The sequence below is a fragment of the Paenibacillus sp. OK060 genome, assembly GCF_900101205.1.
In the GTDB taxonomy this organism is placed as follows: Bacteria; Bacillota; Bacilli; order Paenibacillales; family Paenibacillaceae; genus Paenibacillus; species Paenibacillus marchantiae.
In genome coordinates this window covers 289,379-306,284 of sequence record NZ_FNFR01000008.1, presented here as the reverse complement: position 1 = coordinate 306,284, position 16,906 = coordinate 289,379, and the positions used below count along the sequence as shown (strand labels likewise).

Below are 16,906 nucleotides of genomic sequence, written 5' to 3'. Positions count from 1 at the left end.
TGTAGCTCAACTGGTAGAGCAACTGACTTGTAATCAGTAGGTTGGGGGTTCAAGTCCTCTCGCCGGCACCATGTAATCCTGGAGGATTAGCGAAGTGGCCAAACGCATCAGACTGTAAATCTGCTCCCGTACGGGTTCGGTGGTTCGAATCCATCATCCTCCACCAGTTTTTAGGGGCATAGTTTAAAGGTAGAACAACGGTCTCCAAAACCGTTGGTGTGGGTTCAATTCCTGCTGCCCCTGCCAATTAACTTTAAGAACATATTGTATTATGGCGATCGTGGCGAAGTGGTTAACGCACCGGTTTGTGGATCCGGCATTCGGGGGTTCAATTCCCCTCGATCGCCCCTTTGTTTTTTTTGGGGATTAGCCAAGCGGTAAGGCAACGGACTTTGACTCCGTCATGCATAGGTTCAAATCCTATATCCCCAGCCATTATGCGGACGTGGCTCAGCGGTAGAGCATCGCCTTGCCAAGGCGAGGGTCGCGGGTTCGATTCCCGTCGTCCGCTCCAAAATATGGCGCCATAGCCAAGTGGTAAGGCACAGCTCTGCAAAAGCTTTATCCCCAGTTCGAATCTGGGTGGCGCCTCCAGTATATTTTCATAAAAACATCATATGCCGGCGTGGCGGAATGGCAGACGCGCTCGACTCAAAATCGAGTGGGAAACCGTGGAGGTTCGAGTCCTCTCGCCGGTATTCAAGTAAGTAAGGAAAAGTTCATTAGATGAAAAATCTAATGAGCTTTTTTTATTTGGTGGAATTGAAGATGAACGTGCGGCAGTTAAGCAAAGAGGGGATCCTGAATGGATTCTTGTAGGTCACGACAACACTATTACTGCAGGGGAATTCAGCATGATGTGCTTGGGCAAATACGCGACATTCTGGTATCTCTAGATTCAAAGTAGCGCTTTACCTGTAAATTGGCGACCTTTCAATTGCTGTGCTACTGCGTCAATTTCCTTTCTAATTTCTGCACTTGGATAGTTTGTAGAAGGAGATTGAATTATTGTGGTTTATGTATTGACGCATAACTTCAATAAGTATATTGTAGATATATAAAGTCTTTGATATTATTTTTGATAATTATGGATATTATAGCTCTTTTAAATTCATATAAAGGATGCTTATCAAAACAAGATAATATCCTTTTTGCGAGCGAATTTTATATTTTATAAAAGAAATGGAGTGAAGCAACGTGTCTGAGGAAAAACATGTATCCAAGCATTCTGAAATTTTATTCGATCTATCTATGTGGGAAGAAGCGTGGAAGAATCAGTCCACAGCTTCAACATACAATATGAAGAGCGCAGCGTTTGACGCGACAGGAGCGTTTGAACGATGGGCTAGAGAATATCATCAACAATCGTTTACAGAAGAAGGAAAGCAGCGATCCGGACGCATCATAGGCTGGATTGAAAATCAGGGAGTGAGTTTTGACGGGTTATCGATATTAGACATTGGAGCAGCGTCGGGCATATTTACGATTCCTTTTGCAACCAAAGGAGCGACCGTTACAGCTGTAGAGCCCTCTGAACTGTTAGTTTCATTAATGAAGGAGACAATCTCTGCATCCCTTACATCCAGTATTGATATCGTTTCAGAGCGGTTCGAGGATATATCGATTCAGGACAAGGGTTGGGAGAAGAAATATGATTTTGCATTTGCATCCATGTGCCCGGCAATGTCGAATTGGGAAACGATTGAACAGGTGATCAGCACTGCCCGAAAGTATGTTTATATCAGCACGATGGCTGGACCGAGAGAACACACACTAATAAATGAGCTTAAAGAGGTACTAGGTGTCTATCCATCATTCAACGCTGGAGATATGGGATATATACAACAGCTGCTATACCTGAAAGATTATTCTTACACCACCTTGATCACTAAAGAAACAAGTTATATGGAGATGCCTGTTGAGGAAGCTGTTGATAAGCTTCAGGAGTGGCTTAACATGCACGAACTGCCAACGGATGAAGGTTCACTTGCCCTGGCTGAGCAATATATTAGAGACACTTACAAGGATGGTAAGGTTACATTCTCACGTGGAGGGAAGTTCGGTAAAATTCTGATTCAATTGGAGCAACCGAATATGAAAGTGGTACGGCCCAAGTAACAGTAGCCCCATTTCAGCAATAATCAATTTAGATGAAATTTTAAGGGAGAAAAGGGAGCAGTTATACTGCTCCCTTTTGATGTTTATATATAAAACAACTTATTCTTCGACTAAATAACAAACGTTCTTCTTCTATAGATAGAAATAGTTATAACCGTCGTACTTCATCACCAAAAGAGCCAATTATTGCTTTATGGATAGATCAGGCTTCTGCTTTCGTTCCCTATACTGTCCAGGAGTGATCCCTTCCCATTTTCGAAAAGACCGGATAAAGTTCTGCGGGTTGTTATAACGAAGCCGTGCGGCAATATCCTTGACCGCTAGCTCGCTTTCGTCAAGCCACTTTTTAGCTATACTGAAGCGGTACTTCGTCAGATACTCACTGAAAGCACAGCCTGTCTCTTTGCGGAACACACTACTTAGGTAGTTGGCATTGTAGTGAAGTCTGGATGCGCATTCCTCCAACGTCAGATCCTTATCGTATTCTTGCTGGATGATGGCAATTATTTTCTCGGATATGTGCTGATATTGGGCGTACTGTCTTTCTTTCAAAATGAGAATGATCGGTGTGATGATATGATTGTTAAACCATTGCTCAACCTCAGCTGCGTACTGTAGAGCATGAAGTTCATTGAAGATAGACCCATGGCCTTTGGAGATCTGTCCCAATCGTATACCGGATTCCTGCATCATCTGCAAAATATGTGTTAACAATCGGGTAAGTGCTACCTGATATTCTTCCGGTGTACATTCCATGCCGAACAGCACTTCAAGCAACTGATGGAGGTGAGAGGAGGCCTGGGCTTCATCGGCATTTTGGATAGCCTGAATCAGCGTATACTCCAGTGATTCTGGATATGGCAGTGCCCAATGGGAGGTACGATTATCGATCGCCTCAAATTGAAAGATGATGCCTGCTCCCAGTTTCATTCGATGCTTGAGCGCTTCAAGGGCCTCCGTATAAGCTTGCGGTATCTGAAATAGGGAGGCGTGGGGCTGACTAAAGCCAATGCTTACCTGGAGACTAAGGATCCCACTGATTTGATGTTGTAGCTGTTCCGTTAACGTATACAGATGCTGTGAAAAGCGAACACGATCTTGCTCAGGGGTACCGATAATTGTAATGACGGCTTGTTCATATACGACAGGAAGTAACTGTTGTTCTGCATAAACACTCTCCTCCAGTATATTCTGAACGGCAAACAGCAACAGATCACGATCCTTGGCATGATATTTGGTGTGATTCATAAGATCAGCCTGGACTGCAATGACGGCTATTTGTTGCCACTCTTGAAGCTGTGTACCATAACCATTCTCTCTGAGTGTGTCATGAAGAGTGGATGGAGCATTTTTTCCCAGAAGCAGGTTGATTAGAAAATGAGTGCGGATCTGCAACTTATACTGATTCAATTTGCTTTCAAGTTGGGATCGAGAAGCAGACAGCTGTGAAACGCCAGCTCTGATTTGCTCAAATTCATCCATATGAAGGGTAGAATTGGTTTCCAAGTTACCCTTGGATAAGCGTTTATCACCAAGTTGTACGAGAAGCTTGCGTATGGGTATAACCATTCTTCTCGAGCCTGCCCATGAGAGCAACAGTGAAAGCAGTAGCATAGCGACACTGATATACATGGTGTGCAACCCAATTTGAACATACTCGTGAGTAAGAATATTCGTAGGCGAAATGAGAATATATGTCCACCCTTTTAGAGAAGAATGCGTATAGGACAGAGAGTAACGTGTATCTGCAATACGTACCTCCCGTTGGCCTGAAGAGGCAGCGAATCCACGGATAGATAACAGCTCGCTAAGATTGGTACCGGACGCGCTATCTTTTATTCTTGCTGCAGCCAATGGCTGACCAATATATTCGGGATCGGGGTGGACCATGATGCGTTGTTCACGATTCAAAATGATTAGTCCGGCCTTAGAGCTGTCTGGTGAATCCTCTTCCAGTGGTTTTTGCAGTGAACATGCGGGAATTCCCGCAATCAGGGCAGCGTCAGAAGAAACATTTACATCGGGTATCGATCTGGCGAGTGCAATATGGTAAATGCAGCCTGAATCCATCGGGCGTTCATTATTGTTAAACACGGATGATGGTGTAAGCTGCCAACCGGATGTGAGTGTGTTCGATAATAAGTCTTTCATGGGCAGAGCCATTGGAAAATCAGTATTCAGGTACAGGCCAGCATGATCGATAAGCCAATCCTGGGTCTGATTTACGAGTGTAATATCCATTAGAGGCTCCCATGATCTCATATTCTTGAATTCGGTCTGTAACTTCTCAGCAAACAAAGGCCCGGTGCCCTGAACCGATGATGATGAAGTTAGCGAATGGAGCGTGTCCGGTGACCGAACGGCCTGATCGAGCATATAGCTTACGGTTGCAAGTTTGTGCTCCACGTTGGTTTGCATTTGGATTAACAGTTGTTTATTGGCTTGAGCACGATGCAGCTCTGATTGTTTTGAAGAATAGATAAAAGCGGCGATTCCCGTCAACAGAATGGGCAGGGTACTTAACAAGATTCCGAAGACTATCATTTTATGTAGATAGCTGAATGATCGCACAGGTCCACTCCTGACTTTTGGATTAGTAACACTTTCTATTTTAGTAAACGCTTACATATAGAACAATCTAAATTTTGTTTATTTGGATAAAAAAGTAATAAAAATTCAAGTGGAAATGATGATCATGAAATCGTTCAAATTATAATTGAGGTCGTTTTATCTTTAATGGAAGGCATAATGGGAAACGTCAGTCGAGGGAGAACGTAGATAAGAGGTATGGACGTCGTATTCATACGGGGTGAAACGGCTTTGAAGAAGGTTAATAAGGGATATTTAAGGCCTTTATTCGGTATAGTGGCCAATGGTCTGATCCAGGGACAGTCAAAGGTCCAACCCGATCCCCGACCTGAGTCTAGGATGAAAAACCGTCCACGGTCTGTTTTGAAAAGTCGCAGTTTCCCCTAGAATAAGGACATAAGGTTAAACAAGAAACAAACGAACAAACACACAAACCAAAATTAACGAACCGAAAGGGTGGTGAACAATAATTATGAGATGGAATAAAGGAAATGGCTGGGCGGTTGTACTGATTGCATTGGGTGCACTCCTCCTCTTCGGGAAGTTAACTCCTCTACTGGGACATTTAATGGGTTATCTAATTCCGATCCTGATGATTGCACTTGGCTACTACGGAGTTAAACGAGGAAATGTACTGCTTGGATGGATTGTTCTCTTCATCGGTATCCTCTCATTGCTGGGTAAACTAGCCTGGCTGATCGGACCGATCATCGCGATTGGGTTAATCATCTTCGGATTCTCCATGTTGAGTAATAATCGCAGTCGTCGTGGCCGTTACTAAGCTTTCACGATTATGATAAGGAGGACAGACAAAATGAGTGTATTTCGTCGAATGCGGGATATTACCGTAGCTAATTTAAACGAACATCTGGAGCAAAGTCAGGATCCAGTCAAACTGATTGATCAGTTTCTGGTCTCGACCCGCCAAGACATCGGTGAAGCCGAGAAGCTTCGTCATCAATATGCAAGCCATACCAGACAAATGAAACAACAAGCGGATCAGGCAGCAGGTATGGTACACAAACGGGAAGAACAAGCTTCCATGGCTCTGAAAGCAGGCGAGGAGCATTTAGCTAAACTTGCTTTACAGGAGAAAATCCTCCACGAGGAAAAAATGGAGCAATACAATGAATTATACGCACAAAGCAACGCGGCTTTACAGGAACTGGACGAACAGATCGACCAACTGAAAGTGGAGTATCAAAATGTATACAGCAAACGCCAATATTACTACGCTCGTATGCAGACGATTCAATTGCAGCAACGAATGAATCAGAGAGGTCACTACAACGGTCAGAATGTACCCCGTATGTTCAACCGGCTGGACGATCAAGTTTCTGATCTCGAATATGAGGCACAAAGTCTCCGGGATTTGCGGCGGATGAGTCAGGATGGGTCAGGTACGTCTGGCACCATGTCATCCTCTACGCTGGACAAAGAACTGGAACGGCTGAAACAAAAGCTGAACAATGACAGAAAGGAGTAGACACATGAATAAACTTTACCGCTCATCGCGTAATCGTATGCTGACAGGTTTGATTGGCGGCATATCTGAAAATCTTGGATTTAGTTCCACGCTGCTGCGTATCATTTTCTTCATCAGTATTTTCGCTACGGGGGGTACATCATTGTTGATCTACTTCATCGCTGCATTGGTAGTGCCAAAAGAACCCTATCACGCTGATCCATACACTTATGGTGCTGATCACGTAAGAGGATACAAGTAAACGAAAGGAGTAAGCACATGAGCAAATTATATCGCTCAACACGTGACCGGATGCTGACAGGATTATGTGGTGGGATATCCGAGTCGATCGGCATGGATTCAACCTTGCTGCGTATCATCTTCGTCATCAGTATCTTCGTAACTGGCGGCACGTCGTTGTTAATCTACTTCATCGCAGCACTGGTGGTGCCAAAAGAGCCATATCCACCTTATGATCCATACGGCTATGGTCCGGGCCCTGGTCCTGGCGCTGGTAGAGGATACAACAACTTTGATCACGAGCCGCCAAGAGGTCCTTTCCAAAACAATCATAATCAAGGCCCTGGAAACTTTGGTCCTGGCCCAGGATACAACAGCAGACCTCAGTCTGGTCCACGTTCTTACGACAATAACGCTTACGGAGCAGGGTCACAGCAAGAAAGTGAACTTGATTCCATGATGAAAGATATTGAGAAAAAAGCATTGAAAAAAGAAGTTGAAGAGCTTCGCCAAAAATTATCTCGTTACGAGAAGGGAGAAAAGTAAAATGGGAGTATTTAAACGGATTAAGGATATGACTAAAGCGTCGGTAAATGATATGTTGGATAAAGTGGAAGACCCGATTGTAATGTTGAACCAGTACTTGCGTGACATGGAGGCTGAAATTCATGAGGCAGAGGTAACAGTCGCCAAACAAATGGCGAACGAGCGTCGCATGAAACAGCGTCTGGACGAAGCAGAACGTACATCGGTACAACGTGAGTCTCAGGCAGAGGCTGCACTGGCTAATGGTCAGGAAGAAGTGGCTCGTAAATTGCTGGAAGAGAAAATCTACTTCGATCAAAAAATTACAGAATACAGAGAACTTCATGCTCAATCCGAAGCTCAAGCCAAAGATTTGCTGCAACAGCTGCATGACATGAAAGATGAGTTCTACAAAATGCGTAACAAACGTAATGAACTCGTATCCCGTGCACAGATGGCGAAAGCCAAAAAACAAATGTCTCAAATCAACAGCTTGCACTCGATCGAGAGTGGTGGTGCATCCCTTGGATTCCACCGCATGGAAGAGAAAATCATGCAAATGGAAGCTGAAGCTGATGTGAGCCGTGCACCTTATCGTAATACACAATCTACGTACACTAACCCTGTAGATACCGAAAAGCAATTCAAAGTGGATCAACAGCTGCAAGCTCTGAAAAACAAAATTGGCAATGGTGCCAAAAATGAAACGGGCGGTACTTCAAAAGAATAACTGTTCGCTCAGCAGACAATATGATATTCTATAAATCGTGAATAAAGAACGGTTTCTAGAACAAAGGTTAAGCCATACAGGTGTTCAAAGCCTGATATGGCTTTTCCGTCGAATTGGGAAGATTAACTTACAGAGGAGGTGCGGCAGAGATGAATAAGAAGGGTCAATGGCTTGCTGTAGTAATCATTGTGATCGGCATGCTGATGTTACTGAACCGAAATATTAACCTGCTGACCGTCGCCGCACTGATTCTGTTAACGATAGGTATGGTACAAGTTCGTAAGGGCGATACACATAAAGGTTATCGATACCTCGGTATCGGTGCCGCTCTGTTGTTGCTTGATAATCTAATGATTGTATTTTTGATTGTATTGGCTTCGCTGGCCTATTTTTATTCCAAAAACAAAAAGATTCATCTAGATGGGAATATCATGCGCAAGCAAAACTTCATGGCCCGGTACTATTGGGATCAAGCACCATGGACATTGCGGAGTATGAGCCTATGGCATGCCATGGGTGAGATTAATGCAGATCTGTCACTTTCCCTCCCGGAAGAGAAACAAACGATTGTACTTTTGCAGGGAGTTATGGGGAATGTTCGTCTGATACTGCCTGAAGATTATGGTGTTGAAATTGAGGCATCTGTACTCTTTGGACGGATTAGCCTGAATGGAGAGCAGGATAGTGGCATGATGAACAAATTGGTATGGAGAACTCCTGGATATGAGTCCAGTGAACATAAAGCAAAATTTGTCATTTCTTATATTGTTGGCGACCTAAACATCAGTAATCCGTAATAAGTTAAATAGGTGAAGAAGGAGGAGACCCGGATGAAGACAAAACGACATACCGACATGGTAACCCGAAGTATGGGTGAAGGGATCCTCCTTGTTTTCATTGTGCTCATAGTAATCTTGTATGTATTGTATACATATGGTTATCTTGCTCCGTTTGCAGGGTGGAGGCATCTGATTCAATCGGGTCTTGCGTTACTATTGCTCTTGGTCGGTATGGGTGCGGCCTTCGGCTTCTATCAGAGTTACCGGGTCAAACGCAGGCTTGAACTATTGCGAGAGACGCTGCTGCAATGGGAAAAGGGGTCACTCTCACGTACTGTGCCGGACCTCGGCATTGATGATGTCGGGCGATTAAGTGAGCAGCTTGGACGTATCGGCAAAAAGTGGGAAGATCAGGTCTCTTCTTTACAAAGGTTGTCTACGAATAACGCGCAGTTGGCTGAACAGGCAAGAATAACGGCCATTGTGGAGGAACGGCAGCGGTTGGCACGAGAATTGCATGATGCGGTATCGCAGCAGTTGTTCGCCATTTCCATGACCGCAACAGCGGTTGGACGAAGAATGGAAAAGGATTTTGCACGTGCCCAGCGGCAGGTGGCCCTGATTGAAGAGATGGCGTCGGTAGCTCAATCTGAGATGCGGGCGTTGCTATTACATTTGCGACCTGTCTACCTGGAGGGTAAACATCTCGAACAAGGTTTGCGTGATCTTGTGATGGAGTTGAAAACAAAAGTACCTATGGACATTGTGCTCGAAATGGATGAAGACATTCATTTGATCAAAGGCATTGAGAATCATCTGTTCCGTATTGTTCAGGAAGCGATGTCCAATACATTACGTCATGCGAAGGCAGAAAAGATGGAAATTCGACTTCAGCGCCGGGTAGATGCCATTCGGGTACTGATTCGCGATGATGGTCAGGGATTTGATCTCGACGATCAGAAACAGGCCTCCTATGGTTTGACTAATATGCGTGAACGTGTGACTGAAATTGGCGGAGCCATTCAATTTGTAACGGCGCCGGGCAAAGGAACACGAATTGAGATTACAATACCTTTGATGAACGATGAAAGCGGGGAAGAACATGTCAATGGAGACGGGAATAGAAACGGAGACGGAAGTGGAAACGTCGATCAAAGTGTTGCTCGTGGATGATCATGAAATGGTACGTATTGGCCTCGCTGCGGTGCTGGATACCGAAGATGGCATTGAAGTGGTGGGGGAAGCAGGTAGCGGTGAGGAAGGTATTCGCTTGGCACAGGAGTATAAGCCTGATGTTGTCCTGATGGATCTCGTCATGGAAGGGATGGACGGCATTGAAGCCACCCGTCAGCTGCTCAAAATGTATCCGGAATGCAAGGTCATTGTACTGACCAGTTATCTGGATGATGAAAAAATGTATCCGGTTATCGAGGCAGGAGCCTTCAGTTATCTGCTAAAAACATCGAGAGCCAATGAGGTCGCAGATGCGATTCGCGCTGCAGCTCGGGGGCAATCGGTTTTGGAGTCACAAGTGGCGTCCAAAATGATGAATCGTTTCCGACAGCCGCAGGCAGTGGCACCAGCTCATGATGAATTGACGGATCGGGAGATGGATGTACTCCGGTTAGTCGCTAAAGGCAAATCGAACCAGGACATCGCAGATGATCTGATTATTGGGATCAAGACAGTCAAATTCCATGTCACGAACATACTAGCAAAATTGGGCGTGGATGACCGTACACAGGCAGCCATCTATGCTTATAAGAATGGACTTGCGGAATAGAAAAAGAAGCGTGTGAAGGTTGAGGCATGCACTATTGGTTTGTTGAGTGCCCAAGTGAAGTTAAGCAATCGGTGGAGCACGATTCGAAAGTCTGTTCTGCCATAAGATGATATAAGGTCCGTTCAGCCATGAAGATGGTGGATAGGGCTTTTTTGTGTGCCAAAAAGAAGTTTAGCAAATGAGTAATGGGGGCATGCTGTTGATAGATTCATAGAATGTAAGAAAGAGCGGAGGAATTCGAATGTTAAATCGATGGATGACAGTAGGCACACTCGCATTAGCAATCATTATACTTGTAGGCATGACTCATGTGTACGCTGAGAAGACGGAATCCGAAGCAGGCAAGCTGGAACAATTGATGAAGACTGCCGATACAGCAATCGATCATGTGGAGCGTCTAGTCATCAAATGGCAAGGGGAAGGCCGTGGAGATGCAAAAGACCAGGCGGAGCTGCTTGCTCATCGGCTAGGATTGCAACAGCCTGAACACGGTGTTCAGACGGGGCATGATGTGTATCGCAGTGAGATGGCTGCTGATGCTCAGCACGCAGGCATTCTGGTCAATGTTGTCGTTACGGGGGAAAATAAATACTACGCGATCGTCCAGTTATCAGGCAATGAACATACGGACCAACGTTTATTGATCACATTGCATGAACAAGTATCCCAGTTGCTCACAGACTCCGGAATGAAGGCGGCTTGGAATTTCGCTGTGCAGGGCACAGGAGCAATGGAAAGTGGCGCCAGCAATCAATTGCAGCAAATCGAGCAACAGCTGTCTGGAGATATGAATATGCAAGCGATAGAACGTTATACGGATAACAGCACTGCCAGCGTGTCATATGAGGCATCGGATTTGCCCATAGTGATTAAAAGCGGTACGCATCTCTTGAACATGCAGCTGGCGGTCCATCAGGATGATGAAAAGGGGACCAATCGAGTTACAGTAGGTTTCCCGGTGATCACGATTGAATATTAATGCAATATTAAAGCAGATTTATAAGTTTGATCATGAATTTTTATAGATGAAATTTCCATGAATTGTGGAAAAATATTGATAACATTTCTCAGGAAAATTAGTGCAACCCATGGGGCTTTATGCTAAAATGGCATCACATCCAAGAAGGGAATTTGCTGGTAATTGACGGTTGTATGTTGCGTATATAACACCATTACATAGCTCGGGGAGAGTGTGGAGATGTCTTCCCGGAAAGAAAGAGGAGCCCATGGTCGAAAAACAAATGCAAGATGAAGTGCAGACACCAGGTGCAGTATTTTTCATTTTTGGAGCAACGGGTGATTTGGCCCGCCGGAAGCTGTTTCCGGCTATCTACAGTCTCTACCGCGAAGGTAAATTAGCCGAAGACTTTGCGGTTATTGGTGTAGCGCGTCGTCCGAGGTCACCAGAAGAATTCCGGGAAGACATCTATGAATCCATTAAGGAGTTCTGCCGCTATCCAGCGGGGGAACCCGATGAGTGGAACGCTTTTGTCGAACATTTTGAGTATAAATCACTAGATATCAATAACGTGGACGGTTTCAAAGAATTACGTGAGCAGACAGAGAGTTTGGAAGCGAAGTTTAACACACCGGGTAACCGTCTGTTCTATCTGGCGCTGGCACCTGAGCTCTTCGGCAGCGTGTCATATAGTTTGCGTGATGGTGGAATGTTGGAGAGCCGCGGGTGGAATCGACTTGTAATTGAGAAACCATTTGGATATGATCTGCAATCTGCGGAGCATCTGAATGAGCAGATTCGTGAAGTGTTCCGTGAGGAAGAGATTTATCGCATTGACCACTATCTGGGCAAGGAAATGGTACAGAATATCGAAGTGATTCGCTTTGGTAATGCCTTTTTCGAGCCGCTTTGGAACAATAAACATATTGCCAACGTTCAGATTACTCTGGGAGAGACGGTTGGTGTGGAAGAACGTGGTGGATACTACGATCATTCGGGAGCATTGCGCGATATGGGACAGAACCATATGCTGCAGATGTTGACGATGATTGCCATGGAGCCGCCAAGCCGCCTATTCCCAGAGGACATCCGCGATGAGAAGGTTAAGGTACTGCGTTCTCTGCGTGCGTTCACCTCGAATGAAGAAGTGAGTACTAATGTTGTGCGCGGGCAGTATACCGAAGGGGAGTATCGTGGCAAGCAGCTTCCCGGTTATCGCCAGGAGGACAAGGTTGATCCGGAATCCAATACGGAGACTTACTTTGCGGCACGTGTATTTGTGGATAATTTCCGCTGGGCGGGTGTGCCGTTCTATATACGGACAGGCAAGCGCCTTCCGGTGAAAACGACCGAAATCGTGGTTGAATTCAAATCCATGCCGAGTAACGTCTATCTGGGCAAAAAGTATAAACTGGAGCCGAATTTGCTCGTCATTCGGGTAAATCCGATGGAAGGTATTTATATTAAAATCAATGCCAAGAAGCCGGGGTCCGACTCCGAGATTCAGCCGCTGGCGATGGACTTCTGTCAGAGCTGTATGATTGGAATCAACTCGCCGGAGGCGTATGAACGTCTGCTGCATGATGCAGCAGAAGGAGACTCCACCTACTTTACCCGTTGGGATGAAGTTGCTACAGCATGGTCCTTCGTTGACCGGATTGCGGCGGCTTGGGCGGAGAATCATGGTGAGCTGCACACGTATCCGGCAGGTACGTGGGGTCCTGAAGCAACAGGCAAACTGCTGGAACAGGACGGCTTCCACTGGTGGCCGGTGAACGGTCAGGACGAAGACAGTGTCGTCTGGCAAGTGAACAATTAATCGTGGGAGTAACACTCACGAGTGGCTTAGATTTTGATTAGAGAGAAGTCATTTTATTGGTGATAAGACTAACACTGTTATAAAGAAGGCTTGGGAAGAACGCAGAGATGCGCTCTTGTCAGGTCTTTTTTACGATGGAGAAGTGAGGGGTGTAAAACTTTACATATAATAAAATAAGTTATTGACAAAAAGTAAGTATATAACTTATACTCAACTCAAGAGATAAAGAGATTACGCAAAGACATACGAAACCCGATGACGAATCGGAAACGTACATTATTCATGAGATAAAATGTGAACCACGTGAAGGGGTTACGAAATACATTCATGAAGAAAAAAATTTAGCATAATATCTTTAATCTAAGAATACTATTTTGTATATATTGAATGGAGGAAAAGAAAATGTTGGATGTAGGATTGTTGTTGATTCGTTTGGTGATTGGATTGTCGTTTATGGCGCACGGGGCTCAGAAATTGTTTGGATGGTTCGGGGGATATGGAATCAAGGGAACGGGCGGCTGGTTTGAATCGATGGGGATGAAACCCGGCGCATTGGTTGCGTTACTGGCAGGGCTGGCTGAATTCGGTGGCGGATTGCTGCTGGCTCTGGGTTTGCTCACACCGGTAGGCGGCATTCTGATTGCTCTGACTATGGTTATTGCGATTGTGAAGGTTCATGGTGCGAACGGATATTGGTCCACGCAAAACGGATTTGAATATAACCTTGCGATCCTGGTGGTTGGTGTAGCACTAGCTTTGACAGGTGGAGGACAATACGCACTGGACGCATTAATTTTCTAAGAGCGGCAAGCGAAATGAATAATGAGTACCTGGATGCCATAATGATGGCGGAAGGGTGCTCTTTTTTTGCAATCGGAAAAGAGAAGAATCTGCTGTACGTAATCGGTTATTTTCGGTAAAGATTATGGTACAATAGGAAAGTTGGATACTAAATCAGGTCTACGGCATGATTGGAAGCACAATGCTTAGGGAGGATGAACTCCGTTGTAAATGTGTAAAATTAACATAGGATGCTTAATTGCCTCATATGCGAAATGCGAATGTACAATCAACCGGCATAGCCGGATTGCATAAAGATTGAATGGTAGACCGGCCTCGCCGGATTAACGTGAATGAACGGACGAAAGGGATAGAATCTATGAGCAAAGCTGCAGATAACATTCTTCAACAGGAAGTGGACAAACGCCGGACGTTTGCCATTATCTCTCACCCGGATGCGGGTAAAACGACATTGACCGAGAAGCTATTGCTGTTCGGGGGCGCGATTCGTCTTGCCGGTACAGTTAAAGCTCGGAAAGCAAGCAAACATGCAACAAGTGACTGGATGGAAATTGAGAAGCAACGGGGGATCTCGGTTACATCTTCCGTCATGCAGTTTGATTATCTGGATCATCGTGTCAATATTCTGGATACACCAGGTCACCAGGACTTCAGTGAAGATACGTATCGTACACTGACAGCTGCGGATAGCGCGGTGATGTTGATTGACGTGGCGAAAGGCGTCGAGGCACAGACGATCAAATTGTTCCAGGTTTGTGCGAAGCGTGGTATTCCCATCTTTACGTTCATCAACAAGCTGGATCGTGAAGGACAAAGCCCGTTTGATCTGATGGAAGAACTCGAAAATGTACTGGGTATCCGCTCTGTACCGATGAACTGGCCAATTGGTACAGGTCGCGAGCTGTGCGGTGTATATGACCGAATGAAAAATCAGGTGGAATTGTTCCAAGGGGACGATCATTCGACCATTAGAGTACAAAAAGTAGATGGCTACAAAGATCCGATTATCCGCGAGATGGCAGGGGAGTATCTGCATGATCAACTGTGTCAGGACCTGGAACTGCTTGATGTAGCGGGAGACCAGTTCGACATGGAGAAAGTACAGCGTGGGGAACTGACACCTATATTCTTCGGTAGTGCCATCAATAATTTCGGCGTGCAGACGTTTTTGGAGAATTTCCTGCAACTCGCACCGAAGCCTGAACCTCGTCGTAGTACAGCAGGAGAGATTCAGCCGACGAATGAGAAATTCAGCGGTTATGTCTTCAAAATCCAGGCGAACATGAACCCTGCACACCGCGATCGTATTGCGTTCCTGCGTATTGTGTCAGGCAAGTTCCAACGTGGGATGAGTGTGAAGCATAACCGTGTGGGCAAAGAGATCAAGTTGTCCCAACCACAGCAGTTCCTGGCACAAGACCGGGATATTGTGGAAGAGGCGTATGCAGGCGATATTATCGGTTTGTTCGACCCAGGTATCTTCCGGATTGGAGATTCACTGAGCCAAGGCAGCGAAGTTATATTTGAGGAATTGCCAACATTCTCACCAGAGATTTTCGCCAAAGTTACCGTGAAAAATGCGTTGAAACATAAACAGTACCAAAAAGGGATTGACCAGTTGACGGAGGAAGGAACCATTCAGGTGTTCCAGACCGTAAGTTTCGACGAGACCATTCTCGGCGTAATTGGTCAACTCCAGTTCGAAGTATTCGAATACCGGATGAAGGGCGAGTATGGGGTAGACGTGCAATTGCAGCGCATGCCTTATCAATTCGCGCGCTGGATCGTGGACGAGAACTTGGACCCAAGTAAATTCCGGATCAACTCCACTCTGGTAAAAGATAAAAAGGGTAATTATGTTGTCCTGTTCGAAAATGAATACGCGATGAGAACCGCAATGGACAAAAACCCGACGGCGAAATTCCTGGAGACAGCTCCATGAGCCGTTTCTTCCTAAACTAGTAAAGACAGCAGAAACAAATGACCTAATCCCTGATCAGAGGGGTTTAGGTCATTTTTGTCGTTCCCAGCGTTTATATCTCATTAAGGTTTTCCCCCGCATTAGGGAAAAAGGGAGAATAACATTCAGTCATCATTCAGTCTGCTCTCAGGTTAAATTCAGTTTGGCAACCGATTAAATTGAAGTGTACGGTACGGCTACTCATATATGTACACAGAGAGAGGAGATCTATTTTGTCACTATCCATTAACAGGCATTCGATCACAACGTCCTATGATCATTCAGTAAAGGCAAACGAAAACAAGTTAAATAGCCTGGAATACGACACTGCGCAAAGAAAGGCTGCTGATTCACTTGAATTAAGCAAAGAATTTGCAGAATATGCTGGAGGAGTACAGTCCTCACTCCCAACAGAAAACTACAGCAGAACGTACAATCGAAGCGAGGACGCGTTTATACTGACGACGGATCAACAGAAATCTCTGTTATCTGATCTGCAAAGTTATCTGTCTTCTTCAGATGCTTCAGCAGTAACAAATGAGATTGGTGGCAGCACGGTGACCCCTTTGGCTTCCATATCTGATTTGTTATCCGGTCAGGACCTCTCATCAGCAACGGATGAGGATATCTCCGATCTGTTTGACCAGGTAGCTGAAATGATTCAAAGCCAACGCCCTGAACCTCCGCCAGCAAATGATTCATCGCGTTCTGATCGCAATGGAACACCTCCAATGATGCAAGCTATGGGTGGGATTATGCCGCCATTTGCATGGAATATTCAAGAAAATTCTAACGAGCAGAACCAAGATAACACAATGAACAACGCGCTTACTGTTGATGAAAAGAAATCCTTGCTGAGTGAGTTGCAAAGTCTCATTACCAGCTCGGGATCAGGGGCTGCCTCTTCGGGTGAGGATGATGAGAATGATCTTCTGGCTGCACTTAAGAATGCATGGGGGAATACGGATACATCCACTGCTGGAGATGAAGAAATATCAGCTTTGTTTGATAAAATCGCTAAAATATTTAATTGAACCGCTTTCTCCTTTTCTAAAATACTGGTATACACAAACAAGGTACAACCTCCTGAGTTATGCTCAGTGGCTGTACCTTGTTTGGTTGAGGAGACTAATTAGTCT

The 16,906-nt window shown here is 45.2% G+C and carries 15 protein-coding genes and 7 tRNA genes; 21 read left to right on the top strand and 1 reads right to left on the bottom strand.

All coding sequences use genetic code 11. The features are described 5' to 3' along the window. The first annotated feature begins 80 nt into the window (after nucleotides 1–80). The 8 genes from BLS14_RS26745 (at nucleotide 81) to BLS14_RS26710 (ending at nucleotide 2,118) form a co-directional block, all read left to right on the top strand. A tRNA-Tyr gene (locus BLS14_RS26745) sits at nucleotides 81–166 on the top strand. Nucleotides 167–172: 6 nt separating this feature from the next. Further along, a tRNA-Trp gene (locus tag BLS14_RS26740) sits at nucleotides 173–246 on the top strand. 28 nt (nucleotides 247–274) lie between these two features. Beyond that, nucleotides 275–347, top strand: a tRNA-His gene (locus BLS14_RS26735). Between the two features lie 13 nt (nucleotides 348–360). Continuing rightward, nucleotides 361–435 (top strand) — tRNA-Gln (locus BLS14_RS26730). Between the two features lie 4 nt (nucleotides 436–439). Beyond that, nucleotides 440–514 (top strand) — tRNA-Gly (locus BLS14_RS26725). 6 nt (nucleotides 515–520) lie between these two features. Beyond that, a tRNA-Cys gene (locus tag BLS14_RS26720) sits at nucleotides 521–594 on the top strand. A gap of 25 nt (nucleotides 595–619) precedes the next feature. Further along, nucleotides 620–698, top strand: a tRNA-Leu gene (locus tag BLS14_RS26715). Nucleotides 699–1,197: 499 nt separating this feature from the next. Further along, nucleotides 1,198–2,118: a class I SAM-dependent methyltransferase gene (locus tag BLS14_RS26710; protein ID WP_090954720.1), complete on the top strand. Its 921-nt coding sequence runs from the start codon at nucleotides 1,198–1,200 to the stop codon at nucleotides 2,116–2,118. Nucleotides 2,119–2,301: 183 nt separating this feature from the next. Here the strand turns inward: BLS14_RS26710 and BLS14_RS26705 are convergent, their stop codons facing one another. Continuing rightward, on the bottom strand, nucleotides 2,302–4,662 hold the full coding sequence (locus tag BLS14_RS26705; RefSeq protein ID WP_090954718.1) for a helix-turn-helix domain-containing protein: 2,361 nt from the start codon (nucleotides 4,660–4,662) through the stop codon (nucleotides 2,302–2,304). Between the two features lie 517 nt (nucleotides 4,663–5,179). Between BLS14_RS26705 and BLS14_RS26700 the strand changes: the two genes are divergently transcribed. The 13 genes from BLS14_RS26700 (at nucleotide 5,180) to BLS14_RS26640 (ending at nucleotide 16,801) form a co-directional block, all read left to right on the top strand. Next, a complete protein-coding gene (locus tag BLS14_RS26700; RefSeq protein WP_062324034.1) occupies nucleotides 5,180–5,488 on the top strand; it encodes a LiaF transmembrane domain-containing protein in 309 nt (102 codons plus the stop codon). Nucleotides 5,489–5,521: 33 nt separating this feature from the next. Further along, nucleotides 5,522–6,193, top strand: a complete 672-nt coding sequence (locus BLS14_RS26695; protein ID WP_063566170.1) for a PspA/IM30 family protein — start codon at nucleotides 5,522–5,524, stop codon at nucleotides 6,191–6,193. A 4-nt stretch (nucleotides 6,194–6,197) separates the two neighbouring features. After that, nucleotides 6,198–6,434, top strand: coding sequence for a PspC domain-containing protein (locus BLS14_RS26690; protein WP_063566169.1), 237 nt, complete (start codon nucleotides 6,198–6,200; stop codon nucleotides 6,432–6,434). A 17-nt stretch (nucleotides 6,435–6,451) separates the two neighbouring features. Further along, on the top strand, nucleotides 6,452–6,958 hold the full coding sequence (locus BLS14_RS26685; protein ID WP_063566168.1) for a PspC domain-containing protein: 507 nt from the start codon (nucleotides 6,452–6,454) through the stop codon (nucleotides 6,956–6,958). A gap of 1 nt (nucleotide 6,959) precedes the next feature. After that, nucleotides 6,960–7,667 carry a PspA/IM30 family protein gene (locus BLS14_RS26680; RefSeq protein ID WP_064635674.1) on the top strand — a complete coding sequence of 236 codons (708 nt, stop codon included), beginning with the start codon at nucleotides 6,960–6,962 and terminating at the stop codon, nucleotides 7,665–7,667. Nucleotides 7,668–7,816: 149 nt separating this feature from the next. Continuing rightward, the gene (gene liaF / locus BLS14_RS26675; RefSeq protein WP_063566167.1) at nucleotides 7,817–8,464 is read left to right on the top strand and encodes a cell wall-active antibiotics response protein LiaF; all 648 of its coding nucleotides are present in this window, start codon (nucleotides 7,817–7,819) and stop codon (nucleotides 8,462–8,464) included. A gap of 33 nt (nucleotides 8,465–8,497) precedes the next feature. Beyond that, a complete protein-coding gene (locus BLS14_RS26670) occupies nucleotides 8,498–9,619 on the top strand; it encodes a sensor histidine kinase (protein WP_063566166.1) in 1,122 nt (373 codons plus the stop codon). Beyond that, entirely contained in the window at nucleotides 9,555–10,229 is a 675-nt protein-coding gene (locus tag BLS14_RS26665; protein ID WP_176854774.1) for a response regulator transcription factor, read from the top strand. The genes BLS14_RS26670 and BLS14_RS26665 overlap by 65 nt, the downstream gene beginning before the upstream one ends. A 241-nt stretch (nucleotides 10,230–10,470) precedes the next feature. Then, the gene (locus BLS14_RS26660) at nucleotides 10,471–11,208 is read left to right on the top strand and encodes a YwmB family TATA-box binding protein (protein ID WP_063566164.1); all 738 of its coding nucleotides are present in this window, start codon (nucleotides 10,471–10,473) and stop codon (nucleotides 11,206–11,208) included. A gap of 247 nt (nucleotides 11,209–11,455) precedes the next feature. Next, nucleotides 11,456–13,006: a glucose-6-phosphate dehydrogenase gene (gene zwf, locus BLS14_RS26655; protein ID WP_090810576.1), complete on the top strand. Its 1,551-nt coding sequence runs from the start codon at nucleotides 11,456–11,458 to the stop codon at nucleotides 13,004–13,006. Between the two features lie 402 nt (nucleotides 13,007–13,408). Beyond that, nucleotides 13,409–13,807, top strand: coding sequence for a DoxX family protein (locus BLS14_RS26650; RefSeq protein ID WP_053783291.1), 399 nt, complete (start codon nucleotides 13,409–13,411; stop codon nucleotides 13,805–13,807). 358 nt (nucleotides 13,808–14,165) lie between these two features. Next, entirely contained in the window at nucleotides 14,166–15,749 is a 1,584-nt protein-coding gene (locus BLS14_RS26645) for a peptide chain release factor 3 (RefSeq protein ID WP_063566161.1), read from the top strand. A 251-nt stretch (nucleotides 15,750–16,000) separates the two neighbouring features. After that, entirely contained in the window at nucleotides 16,001–16,801 is an 801-nt protein-coding gene (locus tag BLS14_RS26640) for a hypothetical protein (RefSeq protein ID WP_090954716.1), read from the top strand. Nucleotides 16,802–16,906 lie beyond the last annotated feature (105 nt).

Excerpts from the sequence above, each read along its gene's own strand:
- BLS14_RS26660 (WP_063566164.1), top strand. The coding sequence starts at position 10,471 with ATGTTAAATCGATGGATGACAGTAGGCACACTCGCATTAGCAATCATT.
- BLS14_RS26690 (WP_063566169.1), top strand. The coding sequence starts at position 6,198 with ATGAATAAACTTTACCGCTCATCGCGTAATCGTATGCTGACAGGTTTG.
- zwf (WP_090810576.1), top strand. The coding sequence starts at position 11,456 with ATGGTCGAAAAACAAATGCAAGATGAAGTGCAGACACCAGGTGCAGTA.
- BLS14_RS26650 (WP_053783291.1), top strand. The coding sequence starts at position 13,409 with ATGTTGGATGTAGGATTGTTGTTGATTCGTTTGGTGATTGGATTGTCG.
- BLS14_RS26680 (WP_064635674.1), top strand. The coding sequence starts at position 6,960 with ATGGGAGTATTTAAACGGATTAAGGATATGACTAAAGCGTCGGTAAAT.
- liaF (WP_063566167.1), top strand. The coding sequence starts at position 7,817 with ATGAATAAGAAGGGTCAATGGCTTGCTGTAGTAATCATTGTGATCGGC.
- BLS14_RS26645 (WP_063566161.1), top strand. The coding sequence starts at position 14,166 with ATGAGCAAAGCTGCAGATAACATTCTTCAACAGGAAGTGGACAAACGC.
- BLS14_RS26665 (WP_176854774.1), top strand. The coding sequence starts at position 9,555 with ATGGAGACGGGAATAGAAACGGAGACGGAAGTGGAAACGTCGATCAAA.
- BLS14_RS26670 (WP_063566166.1), top strand. The coding sequence starts at position 8,498 with ATGAAGACAAAACGACATACCGACATGGTAACCCGAAGTATGGGTGAA.
- BLS14_RS26705 (WP_090954718.1), bottom strand. The coding sequence starts at position 4,662 with ATGATAGTCTTCGGAATCTTGTTAAGTACCCTGCCCATTCTGTTGACG.
- BLS14_RS26700 (WP_062324034.1), top strand. The coding sequence starts at position 5,180 with ATGAGATGGAATAAAGGAAATGGCTGGGCGGTTGTACTGATTGCATTG.
- BLS14_RS26695 (WP_063566170.1), top strand. The coding sequence starts at position 5,522 with ATGAGTGTATTTCGTCGAATGCGGGATATTACCGTAGCTAATTTAAAC.
- BLS14_RS26685 (WP_063566168.1), top strand. The coding sequence starts at position 6,452 with ATGAGCAAATTATATCGCTCAACACGTGACCGGATGCTGACAGGATTA.